The organism is Bradyrhizobium sp. BRP20, from assembly GCF_020194215.1.
Lineage (GTDB): Bacteria > Pseudomonadota > Alphaproteobacteria > Rhizobiales > Xanthobacteraceae > Bradyrhizobium > Bradyrhizobium yuanmingense.
The window spans coordinates 186,582-207,911 of the sequence record NZ_JADYVY010000008.1 but is presented as its reverse complement, the minus strand read 5'-3'; the positions used below and the strand labels follow the sequence as shown (position 1 = coordinate 207,911).

General features: G+C 64.3%; 19 protein-coding genes and 1 pseudogene. 13 read left to right on the top strand and 7 right to left on the bottom strand.

What is annotated here, in order from left to right:
• Positions 1 to 42: 42 nt before the first annotated feature.
• Complete coding sequence (locus I6F33_RS20645; protein WP_157282741.1) at positions 43 to 738, bottom strand: GntR family transcriptional regulator; 696 nt, start codon at positions 736 to 738, stop codon at positions 43 to 45.
• 351 nt (positions 739 to 1,089) lie between these two features.
• Between I6F33_RS20645 and I6F33_RS20640 the strand changes: the two genes are divergently transcribed.
• The 10 genes from I6F33_RS20640 to I6F33_RS20595 all read left to right on the top strand — a co-directional run bounded on the left by I6F33_RS20640 (position 1,090) and on the right by I6F33_RS20595 (position 13,455).
• On the top strand, positions 1,090 to 3,219 hold the full coding sequence (locus tag I6F33_RS20640) for an acetate--CoA ligase family protein (protein WP_225144002.1): 2,130 nt from the start codon (positions 1,090 to 1,092) through the stop codon (positions 3,217 to 3,219).
• Between the two features lie 195 nt (positions 3,220 to 3,414).
• A complete protein-coding gene (locus I6F33_RS20635; protein ID WP_225144066.1) occupies positions 3,415 to 4,257 on the top strand; it encodes an IclR family transcriptional regulator in 843 nt (280 codons plus the stop codon).
• Between the two features lie 105 nt (positions 4,258 to 4,362).
• Positions 4,363 to 5,331 carry a tripartite tricarboxylate transporter substrate binding protein gene (locus tag I6F33_RS20630; protein ID WP_036023339.1) on the top strand — a complete coding sequence of 323 codons (969 nt, stop codon included), beginning with the start codon at positions 4,363 to 4,365 and terminating at the stop codon, positions 5,329 to 5,331.
• On the top strand, positions 5,328 to 5,813 hold the full coding sequence (locus tag I6F33_RS20625) for a tripartite tricarboxylate transporter TctB family protein (RefSeq protein ID WP_225144001.1): 486 nt from the start codon (positions 5,328 to 5,330) through the stop codon (positions 5,811 to 5,813). Before I6F33_RS20630 ends, I6F33_RS20625 begins: the two co-directional genes overlap by 4 nt.
• The gene (locus I6F33_RS20620) at positions 5,813 to 7,312 is read left to right on the top strand and encodes a tripartite tricarboxylate transporter permease (protein ID WP_036023341.1); all 1,500 of its coding nucleotides are present in this window, start codon (positions 5,813 to 5,815) and stop codon (positions 7,310 to 7,312) included. The genes I6F33_RS20625 and I6F33_RS20620 overlap by 1 nt, the downstream gene beginning before the upstream one ends.
• Before the next feature lie 120 nt (positions 7,313 to 7,432).
• Positions 7,433 to 9,235, top strand: a complete 1,803-nt coding sequence (locus I6F33_RS20615) for an adenine deaminase C-terminal domain-containing protein (protein ID WP_225144000.1) — start codon at positions 7,433 to 7,435, stop codon at positions 9,233 to 9,235.
• Between the two features lie 152 nt (positions 9,236 to 9,387).
• Positions 9,388 to 11,172, top strand: coding sequence for a glyoxylate carboligase (gcl, locus tag I6F33_RS20610; RefSeq protein WP_036023343.1), 1,785 nt, complete (start codon positions 9,388 to 9,390; stop codon positions 11,170 to 11,172).
• Positions 11,173 to 11,185: 13 nt separating this feature from the next.
• Positions 11,186 to 11,971 carry a hydroxypyruvate isomerase gene (gene hyi, locus I6F33_RS20605; protein ID WP_057030057.1) on the top strand — a complete coding sequence of 262 codons (786 nt, stop codon included), beginning with the start codon at positions 11,186 to 11,188 and terminating at the stop codon, positions 11,969 to 11,971.
• A 100-nt stretch (positions 11,972 to 12,071) separates the two neighbouring features.
• The gene (locus I6F33_RS20600; RefSeq protein ID WP_036005625.1) at positions 12,072 to 12,959 is read left to right on the top strand and encodes a 2-hydroxy-3-oxopropionate reductase; all 888 of its coding nucleotides are present in this window, start codon (positions 12,072 to 12,074) and stop codon (positions 12,957 to 12,959) included.
• Positions 12,960 to 13,071: 112 nt separating this feature from the next.
• Complete coding sequence (locus tag I6F33_RS20595) at positions 13,072 to 13,455, top strand: DUF1236 domain-containing protein (protein WP_036005622.1); 384 nt, start codon at positions 13,072 to 13,074, stop codon at positions 13,453 to 13,455.
• Positions 13,456 to 13,495: 40 nt separating this feature from the next.
• Here the strand turns inward: I6F33_RS20595 and I6F33_RS20590 are convergent, their stop codons facing one another.
• From I6F33_RS20590 to I6F33_RS20580, 3 genes are all read right to left on the bottom strand, one after another.
• Complete coding sequence (locus tag I6F33_RS20590) at positions 13,496 to 13,867, bottom strand: VanZ family protein (protein WP_225143999.1); 372 nt, start codon at positions 13,865 to 13,867, stop codon at positions 13,496 to 13,498.
• Between the two features lie 77 nt (positions 13,868 to 13,944).
• On the bottom strand, positions 13,945 to 14,541 hold the full coding sequence (locus tag I6F33_RS20585; RefSeq protein ID WP_225143998.1) for a thiamine pyrophosphate-dependent enzyme: 597 nt from the start codon (positions 14,539 to 14,541) through the stop codon (positions 13,945 to 13,947).
• 8 nt (positions 14,542 to 14,549) lie between these two features.
• The gene (locus tag I6F33_RS20580; RefSeq protein WP_225143997.1) at positions 14,550 to 15,101 is read right to left on the bottom strand and encodes a thiamine pyrophosphate-binding protein; all 552 of its coding nucleotides are present in this window, start codon (positions 15,099 to 15,101) and stop codon (positions 14,550 to 14,552) included.
• Between the two features lie 242 nt (positions 15,102 to 15,343).
• On the opposite strand from I6F33_RS20580, the gene I6F33_RS20575 reads away from it, so the two are divergent.
• Positions 15,344 to 16,393 carry a hydroxyacid dehydrogenase gene (locus I6F33_RS20575; protein ID WP_036035094.1) on the top strand — a complete coding sequence of 350 codons (1,050 nt, stop codon included), beginning with the start codon at positions 15,344 to 15,346 and terminating at the stop codon, positions 16,391 to 16,393.
• 116 nt (positions 16,394 to 16,509) lie between these two features.
• Positions 16,510 to 16,950: a flagellar basal body rod protein FlgC gene (locus tag I6F33_RS20570; RefSeq protein ID WP_109144333.1), complete on the top strand. Its 441-nt coding sequence runs from the start codon at positions 16,510 to 16,512 to the stop codon at positions 16,948 to 16,950.
• A gap of 36 nt (positions 16,951 to 16,986) precedes the next feature.
• On the opposite strand, the gene I6F33_RS20565 is transcribed toward I6F33_RS20570, so the two are convergent.
• Entirely contained in the window at positions 16,987 to 17,928 is a 942-nt protein-coding gene (locus I6F33_RS20565; RefSeq protein ID WP_225143996.1) for an ornithine cyclodeaminase family protein, read from the bottom strand.
• Positions 17,929 to 18,092: 164 nt separating this feature from the next.
• On the opposite strand from I6F33_RS20565, the gene I6F33_RS20560 reads away from it, so the two are divergent.
• Positions 18,093 to 18,305 (top strand): hypothetical protein, encoded by a 213-nt coding sequence (locus tag I6F33_RS20560; RefSeq protein WP_036005605.1) that lies wholly within the window; start codon positions 18,093 to 18,095, stop codon positions 18,303 to 18,305.
• Positions 18,306 to 18,308: 3 nt separating this feature from the next.
• Here the strand turns inward: I6F33_RS20560 and I6F33_RS20555 are convergent, their stop codons facing one another.
• A complete protein-coding gene (locus I6F33_RS20555; RefSeq protein WP_225143995.1) occupies positions 18,309 to 18,884 on the bottom strand; it encodes a GNAT family N-acetyltransferase in 576 nt (191 codons plus the stop codon).
• Between the two features lie 6 nt (positions 18,885 to 18,890).
• A pseudogene (locus tag I6F33_RS20550) lies at positions 18,891 to 21,247 on the bottom strand (Orn/Lys/Arg decarboxylase N-terminal domain-containing protein).
• Positions 21,248 to 21,330 lie beyond the last annotated feature (83 nt).

Genomic DNA, 21,330 nt, shown 5'->3' with positions numbered 1-21,330 from the left:
CGAGTTGTTCGCCCTTCTGGTGAACGTTGCTTAAGTGAACAGTTACGTAAACAGTTCTTGGCCGTGCGCTTCGACGTAAGCGGCAAGGCCGAGGGTGTGATCGCGGGCGCGCTTCTCGGCAAGCTCGGTGTCGCGCGCTTCCAGCGCCTCGATGATGCCGAGATGCTCGGGCAGTGACGTCGCGGTGCGGTCCTTGCGTCCGATGGTCAGCTGGCGATAGCCGCGCACGTGCAAGAGCAGGTCGTTGGTGAGATCGACCAGCACCGGCGATTCCGACAGCGAGATCAGCGCCTGGTGGAAGGCGATGTTGGCGCGCGAATATTCCTCGACGTGATCCTCGGGCAGTCGGTCCTTGCCGAAATCCTTGAAATAGTCGCGCAGCGCCGTGATGTCCTTCTTGCGCGCGGTGGTGGTGATGAGGCGGGCGGCCATGCTCTCCAGCGCCGCCCAGGCGCGGATCATGTCGACGATCTCGCTCTTGGTCCTGCGCACCACCATGATGCCGCGGCGGGGCACGGTCTTCACGAAACCGTCCTGCTCCAGCATCGCGATGGCCTCGCGGATCGGCGTGCGGCTGACGCCAAGCCTCTCAGACAATGCGCGCTCGTCGAGCATCACCGGCTCGGGCGTCGAGTAGATGTCCATCTTGAGGATGGCTTCCTTCAAGGCGTCATACGCCTTGTTCTTGAAGCTGCTCTCCGGGGCAATACGAACGATTGCGATGTCTGCCTCGGCCATGTTCGGCAACGCCTTGGTTGGTTTCCGTAGTGACACGACGAATCTCCTCCAGTGGGGAGTCGTCTTTTACAGGAATATTAACTGGAAAGTTTTTGGCATACCACATGCCAGAATGTCAAGCTGCCTATTTTTTGCGGCCTTCTAGGCCATGCACCAGCTTGACAAGTTGGCTTCTGGCATACCAAATGCCATCGCCAGCCATTTTTGATCCATGCCGGCGGAGTAGTCTTGAGGCTTATGCCACTCCGTACCGCCGCACGGAACAGAGCGCGGCGAATGGCAAGCATCATGGGCAGCCGCAAACACGCGCGCGCTTTGAAAAGAACGAACTGAGGTCAAGGGAGAAGCCACATGTCCAATTCCAAAGATGCCGTCCGCAAGGTGCTTGACCAGGTCAAGGCGGACAATCGCACCAGCCTGACGGCCCCGGAAGGCAAGCTGGTCTGCGACGCCTACGGCATTCCGGTGCCGAAGGAGGGCGTGGCCAAGTCGGCGGGCGAGGCCGGCAAGATGGCTTCGTCCATGGGCTTCCCCGTCGTGATGAAGATCGTCTCGCCGGACATTCTCCACAAAACCGAAGCCGGCGGCGTCATCGTCGGCCTCAAGACGACCGAGGAGGCCGAGAAGGCCTACGAGACCATCCTCGGCAACGCAAAGAAATATAAGTCCGATGCCAAGATCGAAGGTGTGCAGGTGCAGCAGATGTTGGCCGGCGGAACCGAGGTCATCGTCGGCTCGATCACCGACGGCTCGTTCGGCAAGCTGGTCGCCTTCGGCCTCGGCGGCGTGCTCGTCGAGGTGCTCAAGGACATCACCTTCCGCCTCGCGCCGGCGACCAAGGAAGACGCGCTCTCGATGCTCGACGGCATCCAGGCGCACGAGATCCTGAAAGGCGTGCGCGGCGGCGAGCCGGTGAACCGCAACGCGCTCGCCGACGTCATCGTCAAGGTCTCGCAGCTCGTCACCGATTTCCCTGAGATCGTCGAGCTCGACCTCAACCCGGTGTTCGCGACGCCGAAGGATGCCACGGCCGCAGACGTCCGCATCGTGGTCGACTTCGCCTACAAGCCCAAGCCGAAGCCGCGTCCGACCGATGAGATCGTCGCGGCGATGAACCGCATCATGCAGCCGAAGGCGGTCGCCGTGGTCGGCGCCTCCGCGGAGGACGGCAAGATCGGCAATTCCGTGATGAAGAACCTCATCAACGGCGGCTACAAGGGTGAGATCTATCCGATCCATCCCAAGGCCGCCGAGATCCTCGGCTACAAGGCCTACAAGAGCGTCAAGGACGTGCCTGGTGTGATCGACGTCGCGGTGTTCGCAATCCCCGCGAAATTCGTCGCGGCCGCGCTGACCGAATGCGGAGAGAAGAATATCCCGGGCGCGGTGCTGATCCCGTCGGGCTTCGCTGAAGCCGGTGCGCCGGAGCTGCAGGCCGAGATCGTCGAGGTCGGCAAGAAGTACGACATCCGTCTGATGGGGCCGAACATCTACGGCTTCTATTATACGCCCGCCAATCTCTGCGCGACCTTCTGCACCGCCTATGACGTCAAGGGCCATGCGGCGCTGTCGTCGCAGTCGGGCGGCATCGGCATGGCCATCATCGGCTTCTCGCGCTCGGCCAAGATGGGCGTGTCCGCGATCGTCGGCCTCGGCAACAAGTCCGATATCGACGAGGACGATCTGCTCGCCTTCTTCGAGCAGGACCCGAACACCAATCTGATCGCCCAGCACTGCGAAGACCTCAAGGACGGCCGCGCCTTCGCGGAAGCCGCAAAGCGCGTGTCCAAGAAGAAGCCGGTGGTGGTGCTCAAGGCCGGCCGGACCTCGGCCGGCGCGAAGGCGGCGTCGTCCCACACCGGCGCGCTCGCCGGCAACGATCGCATCTATGAGGACGTGTTCAAGCAGTCCGGCGTGATCCGTGCCCGCTCACTTCGCCAGTTGCTTGAATTCGCCCGCGGTGTACCGGTGCTGCCGACGCCGAAGGGCGAGAACGTTCTCATCATCACCGGTGCCGGCGGCTCGGGCGTGCTGCTGTCGGACTCCTGCGTCGATAACGGCCTGTCGCTGATGTCGATGCCGCCGGATCTCGATGCGGCCTTCCGCAAGTTCATCCCGCCGTTTGGAGCGGCCGGCAATCCCGTGGATATCACCGGCGGCGAGCCGCCGATCACCTACGTCAACACCGTGAAGCTCGGCCTGTCGGATGAGCGCATCCACGCGCTGATCCTCGGCTATTGGCACACCATCGTCACGCCGCCGATGGTGTTCGCTCGCAACATGGTCGAGGTGAAGAAGGAGATGGAGGCCAAGGGTTTTGTGAAGCCGATGGTTGCCTCGCTCGCTGGCGACGTCGAGGTCGAGGAGGCCGCCGAATATCTCTATCAGAACGGCATCCCGGCTTACGCCTATTCGACCGAGCTACCGGTCGAGGTGCTTGGCGCCAAGTACAAGTGGGCGCGCGGGGCAGGGCTGCTCTGAGCTTGCGTTCACCTCTCCCCGCTTGCGGGGAGAGGCCGGAATTTGCACAGCAAATTCCGGGCGAGGGGGAGCTTCCGCGAGTCCAATTGCCACTGTCCTTGCGGAAGCTCCCCCTCACCCTGACCCTTTCAGAGCGAGCGTTGCTCGTCTCGGCCCCGCAAGCGGGAGAGGGGAAGAGAAGAAATGCAGGTCGCGATGAGCAAGAACGTGATCCGGCGCAAATCGCTCGAGCCCAAATCGGCCTCGGAGGCCGATCACGAGAGCCGCGACGGTGGCGTGCAATCGGTCGACCGCGCGCTGTCGATCATCGAGACGCTGGCCGAGGACGACGAAGGCTATCGTCTGAGCGATCTCGCGATCCGCACCGGCCTGTCGGCGTCCACCGTGCACCGGCTGCTCGCAACGCTCGAAAGCCGCCGCTTCGTGCAGTTCGACCGTGGCGAATCCAAATGGCATGTCGGGGTGCGCAGCTTCACGGTTGGCGCCAGCTTTGCGCGGCGACGCAATTTCTCCGCACAGGCGATTCCATATTTGCGCAAGCTGCGCGATCTCACCCGCGAGACGGCCAATCTCGCCGTGGTCGACGATGAGTTCATCGTCGTGCTGACCCGTATGGAAAGCCGCGAGATCATGCGCTCGCTGACCAAGGTCGGCGGCCGCGTCCCCATGGTGACCTCCGGCGTCGGCAAAGCGGTGCTCGCAACCTATTCAGACGAGGATGTCGGCGCCGTCATCCGTCATCACGGCATGCCCCGCCTGACCGAGAAGTCGATCGTGCGCCCGAGCGACCTGTTCAGGGAGCTCGAGAAAATCCGCAAACAGGGCTTTGCCGTCGACGATGAGGAGGCGCAGATCGGCCTGCGCTGCGTCGCCGCGGTGGTATACAACGCGCTGGCCGAACCGCTTGCGGCGATCTCTGTTTCCGGCCTGACGAGCCGCGTCACCGACGAACGGTTGCCGGAGATCGGCCAGATCGTCCGGGACGTCGCGGCGGAACTGACTGCCGCGCTCGGCGGGGTGATCCCGGCGCCCCGCTGACCAAAAACCCTGAGGCATGTCACTGGACAGCATCGGCCGTTTTGGTTGATATGCGACCAAACGACACAATGCGGCAAACGTCCGCATGAGCCTGGAGATGCCCTCATGTTCCGATTTCCCGTGCGCCTTGTCGGCGCAGCCGTCGCGTTGACTCTGGCGGCAGCCAATCCGGGTTTTGCCCAGCAGCTCGAGCTCAAGTTGATGGCGCCGGCGGCTCCGGGCGGAGGCTGGGACCAGACCGCGCGCTCGATGCAGCAGGCGCTGGTGGCTGCGGGCGTCGCCCGCAGCGTGCAGGTCACCAATGTTCCCGGTGCAGGTGGCAGCGTCGGCATCGCGCAGTTCGTCAACGGCGCCAAGGGCGACGGCAACCAGATGATGGTCAACGGCTTCGTCATGGTCGGCGCGCTCGCCATGAACAAGTCGCCGGTGACGCTGGAGCAGGTGACGCCGATCGCGCGCCTGACCGAGGAAATCCAGGTGATCGTGGTTCCCGCGAACTCACCGATCAAGACTGCGCAGGATCTGGCCGCCGCGGTGAAGGCCGATATCGCCAAGGTCACCTTTGCCGGCGGTTCGGCCGGCGGCGTCGACCATGTGATGGCGGCCTTGTTCGCCGGCGCCGTCGGTGCCGACGCCAAGAAGATCAATTACATCCCGTTCTCCGGCGGCGGCGAGTCGCTGGCGGCGATCCTCGGCGGCAAGGTCACCGCGGGCATTTCGGGGCTCAGCGAATATGAAGGGCAGATCAAGTCCGGCAAGCTGCGCGCGATCGGCGTGACCTCGGAGAAGCGCATCGCAGGCAGCGACATCCCCACGTTCAAGGAGCAGGGCATCGACCTCGTGATCGCCAATTGGCGTTCGGTGGTCGCGCCTCCCGGCATCACGCCGGAGCAGCGCAAGACCTTGAGCGATGCGGTCGAGAAGATGGTGAAGTCTGACGCCTGGAAGGAGATCCTCAAGCAAAAAGGCTGGGAGGACGCCTATCTGGGCGGCGACGCTTTTGCCGACTTCCTGAAGAAGGAAACGGCCCGGGTCACCGACGTGCTGAAATCGGTCGGCTTGGTCAAGTCATGACCTCGGGCGATCCCGTCCAGCCGCCGCGGCGCGTCGACCGCGCCGGCCTCGTCATCGCGGCATCGCTTGCGGTGCTCGCCGCCGTGCTGGTCTGGGACGCGCGCGGCCTGCAATCCGCCGCGATGTACGGGATGGGGCCGGAGGCGATGCCGGTCGTGGTCGCCTGCGGCCTTGCGCTGCTTGCGATCGGCAATTTCGTCGATGCACTGCGCGGCAACCTGCCGGCACGCGAAAGCGCCGATCCCGTGCCTGTGGTTCTGATCCTCGTCGGTCTGGCGCTGCTGATCGCCATCATCGGCTTTGGCGGCGGCTTCATCCTGGCGACCTCGGCCCTGTTCGTGACGACCTCGGCGGCCTTCGGACGCCGTGCCATCCTCATCGACGCCATCATCGCTCTCGTGATGTCGACCCTCATCTATCTCGCGTTCGACCGGTTGTTGACGCTGAGCCTGCCTGCCGGCCCGCTGGAGCGACTGCTGTGATGGATACCTTTGCCGCGCTGGCTCACGGCATGGCGGTCGCCGTCCAGCCGATGAACCTGCTTTACGCGCTGATCGGCGTGTTCCTCGGCACGGCCGTGGGCGTTCTGCCCGGCATCGGCCCGGCATTGACGGTCGCGCTGCTGCTGCCAGTGACCTACAAGCTCGACCCCGGCGGTTCGCTGATCATGTTCGCCGGCATCTATTATGGCGGCATGTACGGCGGATCGACCACAGCGATCCTCATCAACACGCCGGGTGAAAGCGCCTCGATGGCGACCGCGCTCGAAGGCAACAAGATGGCCAAGGCCGGCCGCGGCGGGCCGGCGCTTGCGACCTCCGCAATCGGTTCCTTCGTCGCCGGCACCATCGCCACCATTGGCTTGGCTTTCCTTGCGCCATGGCTGGTCGATGTCGCCGTGCGCTTCGGTCCGGAGGATTATTTCGCGCTGATGTGCGTTGCCTTCGTCACGGTGTCGGCGACCTTCGGCGATTCCCCAATCCGCGGCCTGACCAGCCTGTTCATCGGTCTGACGCTCGGTCTCGTCGGCATCGACAAGTTGACCGGTCAGGCGCGGCTTGCGTTCGGCGTTCCTGAATTGCTCGACGGCGTTGAAGTCACAACGCTCGCGGTCGGCCTGTTCGCGGTGGGCGAGGCACTCTACGTCGCATCGCGCCGCCACCACACCGAGGAGAAGCTGGAGCCGGTGCGCGGCTCGCTGTGGATGACCAAGGAGGACTGGAAGCGGTCTTGGAAGCCATGGCTGCGCGGGACCATGTTCGGTTTCCCGATCGGTGCGCTCCCGGCCGGCGGCGCGGAGATCCCGACCTTCCTGTCCTATTCGACCGAGAAGCGGCTGACGAAGCATCCCGAAGAATTCGGCAAGGGCGCGATCGAAGGGGTCGCCGGCCCCGAAGCTGCCAACAACGCCTCCGCTGCCGGCACGCTGGTGCCGCTCTTGACGCTGGGCCTGCCGACCTCGGCGACCGCCGCGATGATGCTGGCGGGCTTCCAGCAATATGGTCTCAATCCGGGCCCGCTGCTGTTCGCCGAGCGGCCCGACCTCGTGTGGGGCCTGATCGCCAGCCTGTTCATCGCCAACATGATGCTATTGGTGCTCAATCTGCCGCTGGTCGGCCTGTGGGTGCGGCTGCTCGCGATCCCGCAGCCCTGGCTCTATGCCGGCATCCTCGTGTTCGCGACCATGGGCACCATCGCGGCAAAGCCGTCGGTGGTGGAATTGTCGATGCTCGCCGGTTTCGGCGTGCTCGGCTTCCTGATGCGCCGGTTCGATTTCCCGATCGCGCCCGTCGTGGTCGGCCTGATCCTGGGCCCGATTGCCGAAAGCCAGCTGCGCCGCGCGCTCGCGATCAGCCTCGGCGATCCCATGACGCTGCTGCAGAGCCCGATCTCGGCAACGCTCCTCGGCGTCGCGCTGATCGCGCTGGTGGCGCCCTTCGTCTTGAAGGGGCTCGGGCGGTTCAAGGCGAATGAGGACTAGCGGAACTCATCAACGGCCAGTTTGCCCAATGCGTAAGCAAAGGTGCCGTTTTATTTGAGTTGCCCCTGCCGCCGTCGGGGGCAACCATCGCTGGGCTGTCCAATATCCGTGAGAGCCCCGATGACCAAACTCACCCGCTTCACCGTTGCTCCCCTGCACAGCATGACGCGGCGCTTGGCCGATGTTGCGTCGGCCCGCGTCGCGCCGGATCTCGTCGTCACGGGGGCGCGGGTGCTCTCGACCTATTCGGAGCGCATTCATCAGGGGCGGGAAGTCTGGATCACAGGCGGCCGCATCGCGGCGGTGAAACCGGCAGGCACAGCCAAGAAAGCCTGGAGCGATGTTCCGCTGTATGACGCCGCCGGTGGCATCATCGCGCCCGGCCTCGTCGATCCGCACATCCACATCGAATCCTCGATGGTGACGGCCTGCGCCTATGCCGAGGCTGCGTTGCTGAACGGCACCACCACGATCTTCTGCGACAGCCACGAGATCGGCAACGTCATGGACGCCGCCGGTGTGGAGGCGATGCTGGAAGATGCGCGCGAGGCGCCGCTGTCGATCTTCTTGACCGTGCCGAGCACGGTTCCCGCGACCTCGGCTGAACTGGAGACGGCGGGCGGCGACCTCACGCCGGACAAGATCGCCGGTCTGTTCGATCGCTGGCCCGAAGCGGTGGCGCTTGGCGAGAAGATGGATTTCGTGCCTGTCACGATGGGCGACGAGCGCAGCCATGCCATCCTCTCCGCAGCCTTAAAGCGGGGGCGTCCCGTTTCCGGGCATGTCTACGGCCGCGAATTCGTTGCGGCCTATGCGGCATCCGGCGTCACCGACACCCATGAGGCGATCGACCGCGACATCGCCGATGACCTGCTCGATGCCGGCGTTTGGGTGTTTTTGCGCGGGGGACCGCCGACTACGCCCTGGCACTCGCTGCCGCAAGCGATCCGAACAATCACCGAGCTCGGGGCCTCGCACAAGCGCACCGCCGTGTGCACGGACGATCGTGACGCCGATGATCTCCTGCTGTTCGGTCTCGACTGGGTCGTGCGGGAAGCCGTGAAGGCGGGGATGTCGCCCGAGCAGGCCTGGTCAATGGGCTCTCTGCATGGCGCGACCCGCTTCGGGATGGAAGGCGATATCGGCGGGCTTGGCGGCGGCCGCCGCGCCGATCTCGTGCTGATGGACGATCAGCTCGAGCCACAATGCACCTGGTATGGTGGCGAGCTCGTGGTCGAGCACGGCAAGATCACCCCGCGTCTCGATCAGGCGCTGTCGCATCGCTACCAATATCCCAAGGGAGCCTATGCGACCGTCAAGCTGCCGCAGACGATGAAGCTGACGCCCGAATTGCCCGCGAAGGCCTGCACCGTCAACGCCATCAAGACCGCGCTGCCTGGCATCACGCTGATCCACGAGAAAGTGGAGATCGAACCCGCAAAAGACTGGCCGTCGCTGTTCGCGCGCTACGGTCTCTGCTTCGTCGCCGTGGTCGAGCGTCATGGCAAATCCGCCGGGAACGTTGCCCATGGGCTCCTGAAGGATTTCGGCCTGAAGCGCGGCGCGGTCGCCTCCAGCGTCGGACACGACAGCCACAATCTCATCGTCGCTGGCACCAACGAGGGCGACATGCAGGTCGCCATCGCCGCCATCAAGGAGCGGCAGGGCGGCGTCTGCGTCGTCGCCGACGGCGAGGTGAGGGCGCTGGTTCCGCTGCCGATCGCAGGACTCCTGTCCGACAAGCGTGTCACCGAAGTGGCGGAAGAGGTGAAGGTGCTGAAGAAGGAATGGGCCGAGGCCGGCTGCACCATCCCGTACATGGGTTTCAATTTGATTCCGCTATCGGTCATTCCGGAAATTCGCATCACCGATAAGGGACTCGTGCTGGTGCCGCAGATGCAGCTGGCGCCGCTGTTCGAGTGAGCTGCTTTCACGCATCTGTTGATCTAACCGATTGACACGTCCACGATTTTCTCGTGGTTGCCGCATCGTGGAAAATAAAATCGGTCTCGTTGAGATCGGCTTCTGCGTATCTGATGATCTCGCTCGCTGACGCAATTTGAGCGAGGTCCGATATGGCGAAGATGCGAGCTGTCGATGCGGCCGTACGTATCCTGGAGAAGGAAGGTATATCGACGGCCTTCGGTGTTCCCGGCGCTGCAATCAATCCGCTTTACTCGGCGCTGAAGAAGCGCGGCTCGATCCGCCACATCCTGGCGCGCCATGTCGAGGGCGCTTCGCACATGGCCGAAGGCTATACGCGCGCCAAGGCCGGCAATATCGGGGTCTGTATCGGCACCTCCGGGCCGGCTGGCACCGACATGATCACCGGTCTTTACTCCGCGATCGCCGATTCCATCCCGATCCTCTGCATCACCGGGCAGGCGCCGCGCGCGCGGCTCTACAAGGAGGATTTCCAGGCGGTCGACATCGAGTCGATTGCAAAGCCTGTCACGAAGTGGGCACTGACGGTACGTGAGCCGGCGCTGGTGCCGCGTGTGTTCAGCCAAGCCTTTCACGTGATGCGCTCAGGCAGGCCGGGGCCGGTGCTGATCGACATGCCCCTCGACGTACAGCTCGCCGAGATCGAATTCGATGACGAGACCTACGAGCCGCTGCCGGTCTATAAGCCCGCCGCGACGCGCAAGCAGGTCGAGAAGGCGCTGGAGATGCTCAACGCCGCCGAACGGCCGCTGATCGTCGCGGGCGGCGGCATCATCAACGCCGACGCCTCGGACCTGCTGGTCGAGTTCGCCGAAATCGCCAACATACCCGTCGTGCCGACGCTGATGGGATGGGGCGCGATCCCCGATGATCACGTGCTGATGGCCGGCATGGTGGGTCTCCAGACCAGCCACCGCTATGGTAATGCCACGCTGCTGGAGTCCGACTTCGTGCTCGGCATCGGCAATCGCTGGGCCAACCGCCACACCGGCTCGGTCGAGACCTACACCAAGGGTCGCAAATTCGTTCACGTGGACATCGAGCCGACGCAGATCGGGCGCGTGTTCAATCCCGATCTCGGCATCGTCTCGGACGCAAAGGCCGCGCTCGAACTGTTCGTCGCCGTCGCCAGGGAGTGGCGGCGGTCAGGCAGGCTCCGCGAGCGCCAGGCGTGGCCTGCGGCCTGCCGCGACCGCAAGAAGACGATGCTGCGCAAGAGCCATTTCGACAACGTCCCGATCAAGCCGCAGCGCGTCTACGAGGAAATGAACAAGGCGTTCGGCCGCGACACCACCTATGTCACCGTGATCGGCCTGTCGCAGATCGCCGGCGCGCAGTTCCTCGGCGTCTACAAGCCCCGCAACTGGATCAATGCCGGGCAGGCGGGGCCGCTCGGCTGGACGCTGCCGGCCGCGCTCGGCGTGCGCGCGGCGTGCCCGGAGCGCGAGATCGTCGCGCTCTCCGGCGACTACGATTTCCAGTTCCTGATCGAGGAGCTCGCGGTCGGCGCGCAGTTCAATCTGCCCTACATCCACGTCGTCGTGAACAATTCCTATCTCGGCCTGATCCGACAGGCCCAGCGCGGCTTCGACATGGACTATCATGTCCAGCTCTCCTTCGAGAACATCAACGCGCCCGAGATCGGCGTCTACGGCGTCGACCATGTCGCGGTCGCCGAAGGCCTCGGCTGCAAGGCCATCCGCGTCACCGACCCGAAGGACACGCAGGCAGCGTTTGCGACCGCCCGCGAATTGATGGCCAAGCACCGCGTGCCTGTGGTGGTCGAGTTCATCCTCGAACGGGTCACCAACATCGCGATGGGCACGGAGATCGACAACATCGTCGAGTTCGAGGAGGTGCTGGACCTTCCGCTCGACGAAGTCGAGACCACGCGCGTGCTGCAGCCGGCGGAATAGGGGAAGAAGCACCATGCCGAAATTTGCCGCCAATCTCACCATGCTCTTCAACGAGATGCCGTTCCTCGACCGCTTTGCGGCGGCGAAGGCGGCGGGCTTTGCCGGGGTCGAATATCTCTTCCCCTATGATTTCGACAAGGCGCAGCTGCGCGAGCAACTCGAGGCGCATGGCTTGACGCAGGTGCTGCACAATCTCCCCGCCGGCAACTGGGCGGGGGGCGAGCGCGGCATTGCGATTCTGCCCGACCGCATCGCCGAATTCCGCGACGGCGTGTTCCGCGCGATCGATTATGCCAGGGCGCTCGATTGCGAGCAGCTCAACTGCCTCGTCGGCATCGCCCCTGTCGACGCCGATCCGCACGAGCTTCGGGAGACGCTGGTCGGGAATCTGCGTTTTGCAGCTTCGACGCTGGCGCGAGAGAACATCAAGCTATTGGTCGAGCCCATCAACACGCTCGACATTCCCGGCTTCTTCCTCAACGGCACCGAGCAGGCGGTGCAGCTGATCTCCGAGGTGAGATCGAACAACCTCTTCATCCAGTACGACATCTACCACATGCAGATCATGGAGGGCGATCTCGCCCGCACCATGCAGGAATATCTGCCTCAGATCGCCCACGTCCAGCTTGCCGACAATCCCGGCCGTCACGAGCCCGGCACCGGCGAGATCAACTATCCCTTCCTCTTCCGCCACCTCGACGCGATCGGCTATCGCGGCTGGATCGGCTGCGAATACAAGCCGCGCACCACGACGCTGGAGGGCCTGTCGTGGCATGCGGCACAGACGTTTGAGACCTGAGAATATTGCCATGTCGGCGGTGCGCTCCCTCTCCCGCTAGCGGGAGAGGTGCACCGAGTGCGCGGATGAGTTTTGCTACTCCAACTGTGAGAAATCAGACATGACCAACATCGGCTTCATCGGACTTGGCACCATGGGACGGCCGATGGCCGGCCATCTGCTGGCTGCGGGCCATCGGGTGCTTCTGCGTGACGTTGCTCCGATCGCGCCGGAGCTGATGTCCGCGGGCGGCATCGCCTGCACATCGGCCAGGGAGGTCGCGGAGCAGGCGGACGCGGTCATCATCATGGTGCCGGATACGCCGCATGTGGAGGCCGTGCTGTTCGGCAAGGAGGGTGTCGCTAGCGGCATCTCCAAGGGCAAGATCGTCGTCGACATGAGCTCGATCTCGCCGCTGGCGACGAAGGAGTTTGCAAAAAAGATCGAGGCGCTCGGCGCCGATTATCTCGATGCGCCGGTGTCGGGCGGGGAGGTCGGCGCCAAGGCGGCGAGCCTCACCATCATGGTCGGCGGGCCCGAGCGGGCTTTTGGCACCATGAAGCCAATCTTCGACAAGATGGGCAAGAACGTCACGCATGTCGGCGCCAACGGCGACGGGCAGACGACAAAGGTTGCCAACCAGATCATCGTCGCGCTCACCATCGAAGCCGTGAGCGAGGCCCTGTTGTTCGCATCCAAGGCCGGTGCGAATCCCGCGCTGGTGCGCAAGGCGCTGATGGGCGGCTTCGCGTCCTCGCGAATTCTGGAGGTGCATGGCGAGCGCATGGTGAAGCGCAATTTCGATCCTGGCTTCCGCATCGAGCTGCACCAGAAAGATCTCAATCTCGCGCTCGAAGGTGCGCGTGCACTCGGCCTGTCGCTGCCGAGCACGGCGGTGGCGCAGCAATTGTTCTCGTCCTGCACTGCACATGGCGGCAAGGCCTGGGATCACTCCGCCATGGTGCGGGCGCTGGAACTGATGGCGGGGCATGAGATCGCCAGGGCCTGAACTGTTACGCGGTAACACTGTCCAGTGATGCATCTTTCGTCGCAGGGGAACCGGAACAATGCTCCGGCCCCGCGGGTTGAAGGCGCAGGACAATCACTGGAGACAAAACACCATGAAAACCCGTCTTGCGATTACGTTGGCTGCAGCGTCGCTGCTGGCGTCGAGCGCAGCCTTTGCTCAGTCGACGACCGAACAGGGCGCCAGGGACGGCGCGCGTGCAGGTGGCGACATCGGCGGCCCGATCGGTGCAATGGTTGGCGGCACCGTGGGTGCAGCCGTCGGCGCCGGTCTCGAAATTCCGAATGCGGTCCTCGGCGGAATTCCTCGCAGCGACTCCGTCGTGGTCCAGGAGCGCGTCGTGGTCGGCGAGCCGCTGCCTCCGACCGTGGTGCTGCGGCCCGTGCCGAACTACACCGAATATCGCTATGCGGTCGTGAACGATCGCCGGGTGATCGTCGAGCCGCGCACACGCCGCGTGGTCAAGATCATCGACTGATCGACGCAATTCTTTGTGCTGAGCAGGGCCCTGCGGAGCATCACTCCGCGGGGCCTTCGCTTGTCATGGCGGAGCTGGTGCGAAAGCGCGAGAGTAGCCGGTCTACGGCGGCGGCGAGTGCAAAGCCGAGGCACGCGGTGGCAGCATCGACCAAAAAATCCACCAGCCGCGCGTGACGGCCGGGTGCCCAAAACTGCATCAGCTCGAGAACGCCGATCAGGACGACCGCGGCCGCTGCGCTCAGTAGGCGCCGGCGTGGATAGGCGAGGCCGAAGGCCAATCCCACCATGACGAAGGCAAGCGCATGTTCGCCGTCCTGACCGAGGTCGGAATGGGGGCGAAGGCCGGGAGGACCGAGGGTGGCGAACGTAACGGCAGCGGCGAGCAGCCAAGCAAAGGTACGAATGAACATCCGGGTCGCTTAGCACGAATTTGGTCGGGTTGTCGCGAGGCTCGTATCAGATCGCCGTGTAGTTAATGACAAAAATGTTAAAGCGGATCGCGCACGCCGAGGCCATGCATGAAGCGTTCCCGGATCTGCACGGGGTCGCGCCGGGTGGTGCCCACGCCGGGCTTGTCGTCGATCCTGACCGCGATCAGGATCGGCTCGGAAGCGGCCATGGCGTCGTCGACCAGCCGCTCGAAATCTTCCTCGTCCGCGGCCCAGGCGCTGCTCGCAAGACCAGAGCCAATGGCAATGGCGACGATGTCAGCAACGTTCGCTGCCGGCGTCGCCTGCGCCCCGGTGATTTGGTAGATGCCGTTGTCCATCACGATCATCGTGAGGTTCTTCGGCTTCAAGGCTGCAATCGTCGAGAGCGCACCGAGCTGCATCAGGAGCGAGCCGTCGCCTTCGAGCGCGAAGACGCGGCGGTCGGGCTGCGCCAGCGCCACGCCGAGCGCGATCGGAAAGGCGAGTCCCATGCTGCCCAGCATGTAGAAGTTCTGCGGGCGGTGGCCGGCGGCCCACAGATCGAAATTGGTGTTGCCGATGCCGCCGATCACGGCTTCCTCGTGCTTCAGCTTCGCGATCAGCCGCGAGGTGACGTCGAAGCGGTTCATCACCTTGGTGTTGCCAGTGTTCATCGTCGGCCTCACTTGTCGAAGACCTTGCCGCCCGTCAGCAGCGGGTTGAGGATCAACGCCACCGGCGCCTGCGTGGTGACGGCCTGCTTGATCGAGCGGTCGGCGATGAATTCGAGCTCGTCGAGCCGGGTGATGGTGTGATGCTCCAGCGCCAGCGAATCCAGCACCGGTCGCATGGTGCGGCAGACCAGGGACTGGCCGTAGTTGAATTCGCCGAGCGTGCCGCGCTCAGAGACAAGCATGATCAGCGGAATCTGGTAGGGCACTGCGAGCGAGGCCAGCACGTTTGCGAGCGTCGCAAAGCCGGAGGTCTGCATCAGCACCGCGCCGCGCCGACCGCCCATCCAGGCGCCGGCGAGGATGCCGACGGCCTCTTCCTCACGGGCGGTCGCGAAAGTGGTGAAGAAGGGATCGGCGTGCAGGTTCTTGATCAGCGGCGTCAGCACGCGGTCCGGCACGTAAGGGATCAGGTTGATCTCGTTCCGCTTCAAGGTTTGCAGGACGATGCCGTGCCAGCTTCCGTCGCTGCTCCCCTGCGGCTGCTGTTCCGCAATCGCCATCGCGCTCTCCCTGGGGCCGCGCATGCTTCTTGGTTCTGGCCGTCGCGGCGGTCTGCCGAACTTGACGCGGGCAGCGGGATTGTCAACATGTCCGGGCCGTCACCGTGATCTGCGCCAGCAGGCCTGCCGTGGCCGGCACCGCCATGGCATAAGCGGCGACAACCAGAACACGGGAGGGGCATAGGAGGGCGCGCATCGCGCTGACCTTGCGAATCTCCCGCGAACGAGCCGGAAGGGTCCTGATGTCCGTCAACAACAAGCGCGTCGTCTACTCCAATTATTTGGCCAATCCGATCTATATCGATATCCTGAAGGCCCGGCCCGACGTCCGGCTCGATCGCATCGAAAATGGAAGCCCCGAGGATGTTTATGGTCCGCTCCTCGGCGCTGCCCACGTCTACCAGGTCGGCGCCGCCCGCGATGAGCTCGCCCCGCATTTCCATGTCGATGCCGCCTTCCTGAAGCGGACGCCGAATTTGCTGCTGGTCTCCAGCAATGGTGCCGGCTTCGATCCCGTCGACGTCGAGGCCTGCACGGAGGCAGGCGTCGTAGTCGTCAACCAGTCCGGCGGCAACGCCCATTCGGTCGCCGAGCACGCGCTGGCGATGATGCTGACGCTGTCCAAGCGCATCATCCAGTCGGATCGCCGGCTGCGCCGCGAGCGCGACGTGAACCGCAACGATCTCGTCGGCAACGAGGTCGAGGGCAAGACCGTCGGCATCATCGGCCTCGGTAATGTCGGCCGGCGCATCGCCGCCTTGTGCAAGGGCCTGCTCGGCATGACGGTGCTTGCCTACGATCCGTATTTGTCGGCCGAGGTGATGGCCGAGCGGGGCGGGGAGAAGGTCGAGCTCGACGAGCTGTTGCGCCGCGCCGATTTCGTCTCGATCTCATGCCCGCTCAACAAGGGCAGCCGCAACTTGATCAGCACACGCGAATTCGCGCTGATGCAGCCGCATGCCTATTTCATCACCACCGCACGCGGCTTCATCCACGACGAGGACGCGCTGCTGCAGGCGCTGCGCGACAAGCGCATCGCCGGTGCCGGCCTCGACGTCTGGTCCAAGGAGCCGCCGCCGCCGGAGCATCCGCTGCTCCAGTTCGACAACGTGCTGGCGAGCCCGCACACGGCAGGCGTCACCATCGAGGCGCGCCAGAACATGGGCCGGATCGCCGCCGAGCAAGTGCTGGATGTGCTCGACGGCAAGCGCCCGCCGCGCATCATCAATCCCGAAGCCTGGCCGCGCTATGCCGAGCGCTTCAAGCAGGCTTTTGGCGTGACGCCGGGGTAGGGCGCGCGAAGCCCAGTCGCGCGCCGATCCTTGGTTATCAGGATGAAAACGGAGAGCGGTGGATTTTACTGATGGCGTGAATGAACGCGTATGACCTCTCCTGTAGATCAGGGAGCATGAGCATACTTTCGATTGCGACATCCGGACTTTCTGCGGCGAGTTTGCGCGTGAACGTGGCGGCGAGCAATATCGCCAACATCAGGACGACCGGCCCACTACCCGCGTCAGGCGGGTCGAGCGCATCGGCCGGTGCGGGCATTGCTCCAACGTTTCCTGCAGCCTACGTGCCCTTGCGGGTCGATCAGGTCTCCCAGTCGAGCGGTTCGACGCCGGGCGGTACGGTTGCGACCGTATCGACGGTATCGCCGAGCTATACCGCGCAATCCGACCCGAGCGCTCCCTTCGCAAACCAGGACGGCCTGGTGGCAGCGCCGAATGTCGATCTTGCTAGCGAATTCGCTCAGCTGGTGACCGCAAAATACAGCTTCGTTGCCAATGCGAAGGTCATTCAGGCCTACGCCGAGACGCAAGACACGCTCCTCGACATCAAGGCGTGAGGGCTGACGTCGGCCGTGTCTCGCCAGCCTGGGCCACTACCCCAGCTTTGCGCCGAGCTGCTGGAACACGGCCTCGCAGGTCATGAGGTCGAGATGGCCGCCGCCCGCGTTCTTGAAGAACGTGATGTCGGACGGTGACGTTCGCCCCTGCACAAGGCCGCCGACGAGGTCGTAGAGGTCGCCGAGGACGTCTGCCTCGCTGATCGCGCCGCTCGCGATCGGCTGCAGGATGTCGCCGACGCCGTGGAAGGCGGATTCCCGCCGGTCCACGAAGACGCGGGAGCGCTTGGCCGCCTCGTCATCAGCCTCCCGGGTTTGCGGTGTGTAGCCGCCGACGAGGTCCAGATGCGTGCCCGGCCGCAGATTGAGGCCCTTGATCAGCGGCTGATGCGCGCGGGTGCAGGTGGTAATGACATCGGCCTCGCGCGTCGCGGCGTCGAGATCCGTGATTGCTTCCGCCTTGATGCCGGCCTTCGCCAAGCGCTGAGCGAGATCCACGCCCCGGTCCGGGCTGCGATTCCAGATCAGCACGCGCTCCAGTGACGGCCGCACGGTGCGATGACCCCGGATCAGCCATTCGGACATCTCGCCGGCCCCGACGCAGAGCAGCGTCTCGGGATTGGGCGGGGCGAGCAGTTTCGTGGCCAACGCGGAGTCGGCTGCGGTGCGCCAATGCGTGATCTCGGTCCCGTCCATCGCCGCCAGCGGCCGGCCGTTGGTGCCGTCGAACAGCACGCACACGGCCTGCACCGCCGGCATCCTGCCTTCGGCCAGATTGGCTGGAAAGCTGGTGAACATCTTGCTGGCCATGTATCGGCCGGGATCGACGGCGCTGCGGATGACGTATTGCCCCCTCTCGTCTCCAAGGAAGGCGTCCAGCACCTCCATCTTCGGCCGGCGATGCGCTTCTTCGAGGGCCTCAATCAGGATCGGAAAGGTCAGAGCCTTCGTGACTTCGGTATCGGAGACAAAGTGCAAGGCAAGTTCCTCATTGGCGACCGGCATTTGCCCATAAACCCGCGCGGCAGGTTCCGCAACGAATCTTCCGCCGGGACTGGACAAGCCTTGATCCGCGTCAAAATCTCCTTTCCCCGTCCGGCCTAAATGGGACTAGAGTGCCGGCGGGCAGGCAGGGAGGTCCCATGTCAACTTATGTCGTCAGGTTCATGAAGGACGTGCTCGGCGAATACGGCCGGCAATGCGAGGTCTGCCAGGGCACGCTCGAGATCGACGCCGCCGACGAGGACGAGGCCAGGGAACGGGCGAAAGCGAGGTTCTGCAAGGACCAGGCGTTGCATCACTGGTCACTGCATGCCGACCGCATCCATGTCAGACCCGCCGACTTCCCGTCGTAGCGACTAGCGCCCGGGTGCCGTGACGGGCGGGGGCGTCGTCGTCCCCGCGCCGAGCGAGCGTTGCACCATGACGGTGTCGGACCAGCGGCCGTGGCGGTAGGCAACGCCGCTGAGCAGGCCGGCGCGCGCGAAGCCGAACCGCTCGTGCAGCTTCAGCGAGGGCGCGTTATCGGCATCGATATAGCCGATCATCTGGCGGAAGCCGGCCGCCGCGCAGGCGTCGATCAATTCCTGCAGCAACAGCCGTCCGACCCCGCGGCCGAGATGGGCGTGATGGACGTAGATCGAGTGCTTGGCGGTGTATCGATAGGCCGGCCTTTTGCGGAACAGCACGGCATAGGCATAGCCGACGACCTCGCCGCGCCAGGTCGCAACCAGATGCGGCAGGCGGGTCTGCTTCAGGTTCTTGCGCCGGTCGCGCAGATCGTCCGGCTCCGGCGCACCGGTTCCTTCGACATCGCGCGGCACGCCGCTGCGGACGTGATGGCGGTAGATCGCCAGCATCGCCTCGATGTCGCTTTCGCGTGATGGCCGAACCAGGACGGGTTCATCGCTCGCGCGCGCAGCTGCTTCGTTCATCGGCACCTACTCGGTCACGACATAAGTGTAGAGCCCGATGCGCCCATTCGCATCGACCTCCTTGTAGACGCCCTGGATCTCGACGTCGAAGCCCGGAAATGTGTTGAAGCAGGTCTCGAACATCTTGAGATAATCGATCATGGGCTTGGCTCGTTCCGTCAGCCGCTCGCCGGGCACGATGGTGGCGATGCCGGGCGGGTAGACCACGAACGGCGTGGTCGCGATTCGGCCCGCGATCGCCTCGATCGGGAGGTAGTCGACGTCGTTCTTGAACAGATAGCGCGCGGCATCGCGGGGCGACATCGCGATCTCGGGCATATGCTCGGGCATGAACTGCCGCGCCTGGAGCGCGCTGACATCGGCGGTGCGGAAGAAACGGTGCATCTCGCCGCAGAGGTCACGCAGCCGTGCACCGGCGTAGCGCGCCTGCCGCCTCTGATAGAATTCGGGGATGACGTCGGCGAGCAGCGCATTGTCGTCGTGCAGTCGCTTGAACGCGACGAGGCCGGAGATCAGCGTGCCCGCCTTGCTCGCCTCGACGCCGGGCGTGAGCAGGAAGAGCAGGGAATTGAGGTCGTTCTTCTCGGGGACGATGCGGTTCTCGCGCAGATATTGCGCGACGACCGGCGCGGGAATGCCGTGCTCGGCATAAGCTCCCGTCGCACGATCGAACCCGGGCGTGAGCAGCGTCAGCTTGTTCGGATCGGTCATGGCAAAGCCTTCCGCGAGATCGGGAAAGCCGTGCCAGTTGGTATCCGGGGAGAGCTGCCACAGCGCGGGGTTGGTGGCGAGCTCGTCGGTCGAGAGAGTCTCCCAGGCGACGTTATGCGCCGCGCCGGGACGGCTGACATCGGCAATGGCGACGCGATCGGGAACGAAGGGCTCGAAGAACCAGCGGCGATCCGGGTTCTGCTCCTTCTCCTCGAACTCCTGGCGCATCGCGCGGATCTTCTTGCGCAGCTCGATGCCGAGCCGGATCGTGTCGTCCCACAGCACTTCGCCGGAGCGGCCCTTCATCATCTGTGCGCGACGTCGAGCGAGGCGAACAGCGGGTAGAACGGCGAGGTCGAGGCGTGCTGCATGAAGCTCTCGTTGAAGCGGCGGTGCTCGACGCGACGCTTCTGGCCGCGGATATGGCGGTCCTTGATGTGGATCTGCGAGGCCTGCGAGAAGCTTGCCAGCTGCTTGTGGGTCGACTGCGTCGCGATGATGCCGGGGGCGTCGGGCGAGAGATTTACCAGCCCCATGGCGAAGCGGCCGGCATAAAGGGGGTGGAATTTCATGAAGCCGGCCCAAGCCTCGTCGAACAGGATGTAGTCGCAGAGATGGCCGATACGCTTGATGATCATCTCGGCGCTGTGGATCGAGCCGTCATATGTGCACTGCTCGACCACGGCGACACGGAACGGCCGCTCCTTGCGCCAAGCGTCGCGATCGTTCACCAGGGGATGGTTGCGGATCGCCTCGCGCAAGCTCTTCTCTTCGAGCCGGTCCCAGCGCATCGGGCCGATCAGTCCCCAGGCGTTGCGAACGGTCGGCACATAGACCGGGATGCCGCCATTGATCATCAGCGCGCCGTGATGGGCGGCCTTGTGGTTGTTGCGGTCGAACAGCACGAGATCGCCGTCGGTGACGAGGGCGCCCAGCGCGACCTTGTTCGAGGTCGAGGTGCCGTTGAGCACGAAATAGGTCTTTTCCGCACCGAAGATCGCCGCCGCTTCCTTCTGCGCCCTCAGCGCCGGGCCCTCATGGGTGAGGAGGTCGCCGAGGTCGAGCACGGAATTGTCAAGGTCGTCGCGGAACACGGATTCGCCGAGATGCTCGACGAACACGCGCCCGATCGGGCTGCGGTTGTAGAACACGCCGCCATTGTGGCCCGGGCAGGTCCAGAGCTGGTTGCCTTCCTCGGCATAGTCGACCAGCGCGCCGAAGAACGGCGTCTTCAGCGTCTCAGCATATTGCTTCAGCCGGCTGATCAGGTTCTTGGCGATGAAGGTTGGCGTCTCCTCGGACAGGAAGACATAGCCGTCGATGAAATCGAGCACCTCGACCGGCAAATCCTCGAACCGCTTGCGACGGATCAGCAGGATGATCGGGAAGTCGAGGCCTCGGCGGCGCATCAGATTGATCAGCGCCGAGGTCTTGCCTTCCAGGCCCTTCTTGCCCCAGTCCACCACCATGCAGCCGATCGCGGCATCGGTCTGCACCGCCATCTCGGCATCCTCCAGCTTGCGGGCCCGGACCACCTCGAAGCCGGAGCGCTGGATCTCCTCGATGATCTGGTTGAAGCGGACGCCTTCGAGATCGTCGGCATCGAACACAGGGGCGGCGAACAGGAAGTTGAAGCGCTTGAAATAGTCCATGGCAGGTCCCGAATGTGCAGGAAGATACAGCTCTCTGCACATTCGATGACATCTGGATGACATGCCCGAGTGCTGCGGCAAGG

Bases quoted from the DNA above. Each gene is read 5' to 3' on its own strand.
- I6F33_RS20570 (WP_109144333.1), top strand. From the start codon at position 16,510: ATGAGCATACTTTCGATTGCGACATCCGGACTTTCTGCGGCGAGTTTG.
- I6F33_RS20590 (WP_225143999.1), bottom strand. From the start codon at position 13,867: ATGTTCATTCGTACCTTTGCTTGGCTGCTCGCCGCTGCCGTTACGTTC.
- I6F33_RS20600 (WP_036005625.1), top strand. From the start codon at position 12,072: ATGACCAACATCGGCTTCATCGGACTTGGCACCATGGGACGGCCGATG.
- I6F33_RS20560 (WP_036005605.1), top strand. From the start codon at position 18,093: ATGTCAACTTATGTCGTCAGGTTCATGAAGGACGTGCTCGGCGAATAC.
- I6F33_RS20640 (WP_225144002.1), top strand. From the start codon at position 1,090: ATGTCCAATTCCAAAGATGCCGTCCGCAAGGTGCTTGACCAGGTCAAG.
- I6F33_RS20630 (WP_036023339.1), top strand. From the start codon at position 4,363: ATGTTCCGATTTCCCGTGCGCCTTGTCGGCGCAGCCGTCGCGTTGACT.
- I6F33_RS20575 (WP_036035094.1), top strand. From the start codon at position 15,344: ATGTCCGTCAACAACAAGCGCGTCGTCTACTCCAATTATTTGGCCAAT.
- hyi (WP_057030057.1), top strand. From the start codon at position 11,186: ATGCCGAAATTTGCCGCCAATCTCACCATGCTCTTCAACGAGATGCCG.
- I6F33_RS20585 (WP_225143998.1), bottom strand. From the start codon at position 14,541: ATGAACACTGGCAACACCAAGGTGATGAACCGCTTCGACGTCACCTCG.
- I6F33_RS20580 (WP_225143997.1), bottom strand. From the start codon at position 15,101: ATGGCGATTGCGGAACAGCAGCCGCAGGGGAGCAGCGACGGAAGCTGG.
- I6F33_RS20625 (WP_225144001.1), top strand. From the start codon at position 5,328: ATGACCTCGGGCGATCCCGTCCAGCCGCCGCGGCGCGTCGACCGCGCC.
- I6F33_RS20615 (WP_225144000.1), top strand. From the start codon at position 7,433: ATGACCAAACTCACCCGCTTCACCGTTGCTCCCCTGCACAGCATGACG.
- I6F33_RS20645 (WP_157282741.1), bottom strand. From the start codon at position 738: ATGGCCGAGGCAGACATCGCAATCGTTCGTATTGCCCCGGAGAGCAGC.
- I6F33_RS20595 (WP_036005622.1), top strand. From the start codon at position 13,072: ATGAAAACCCGTCTTGCGATTACGTTGGCTGCAGCGTCGCTGCTGGCG.
- I6F33_RS20555 (WP_225143995.1), bottom strand. From the start codon at position 18,884: ATGAACGAAGCAGCTGCGCGCGCGAGCGATGAACCCGTCCTGGTTCGG.
- gcl (WP_036023343.1), top strand. From the start codon at position 9,388: ATGGCGAAGATGCGAGCTGTCGATGCGGCCGTACGTATCCTGGAGAAG.
- I6F33_RS20620 (WP_036023341.1), top strand. From the start codon at position 5,813: ATGGATACCTTTGCCGCGCTGGCTCACGGCATGGCGGTCGCCGTCCAG.
- I6F33_RS20635 (WP_225144066.1), top strand. From the start codon at position 3,415: ATGAGCAAGAACGTGATCCGGCGCAAATCGCTCGAGCCCAAATCGGCC.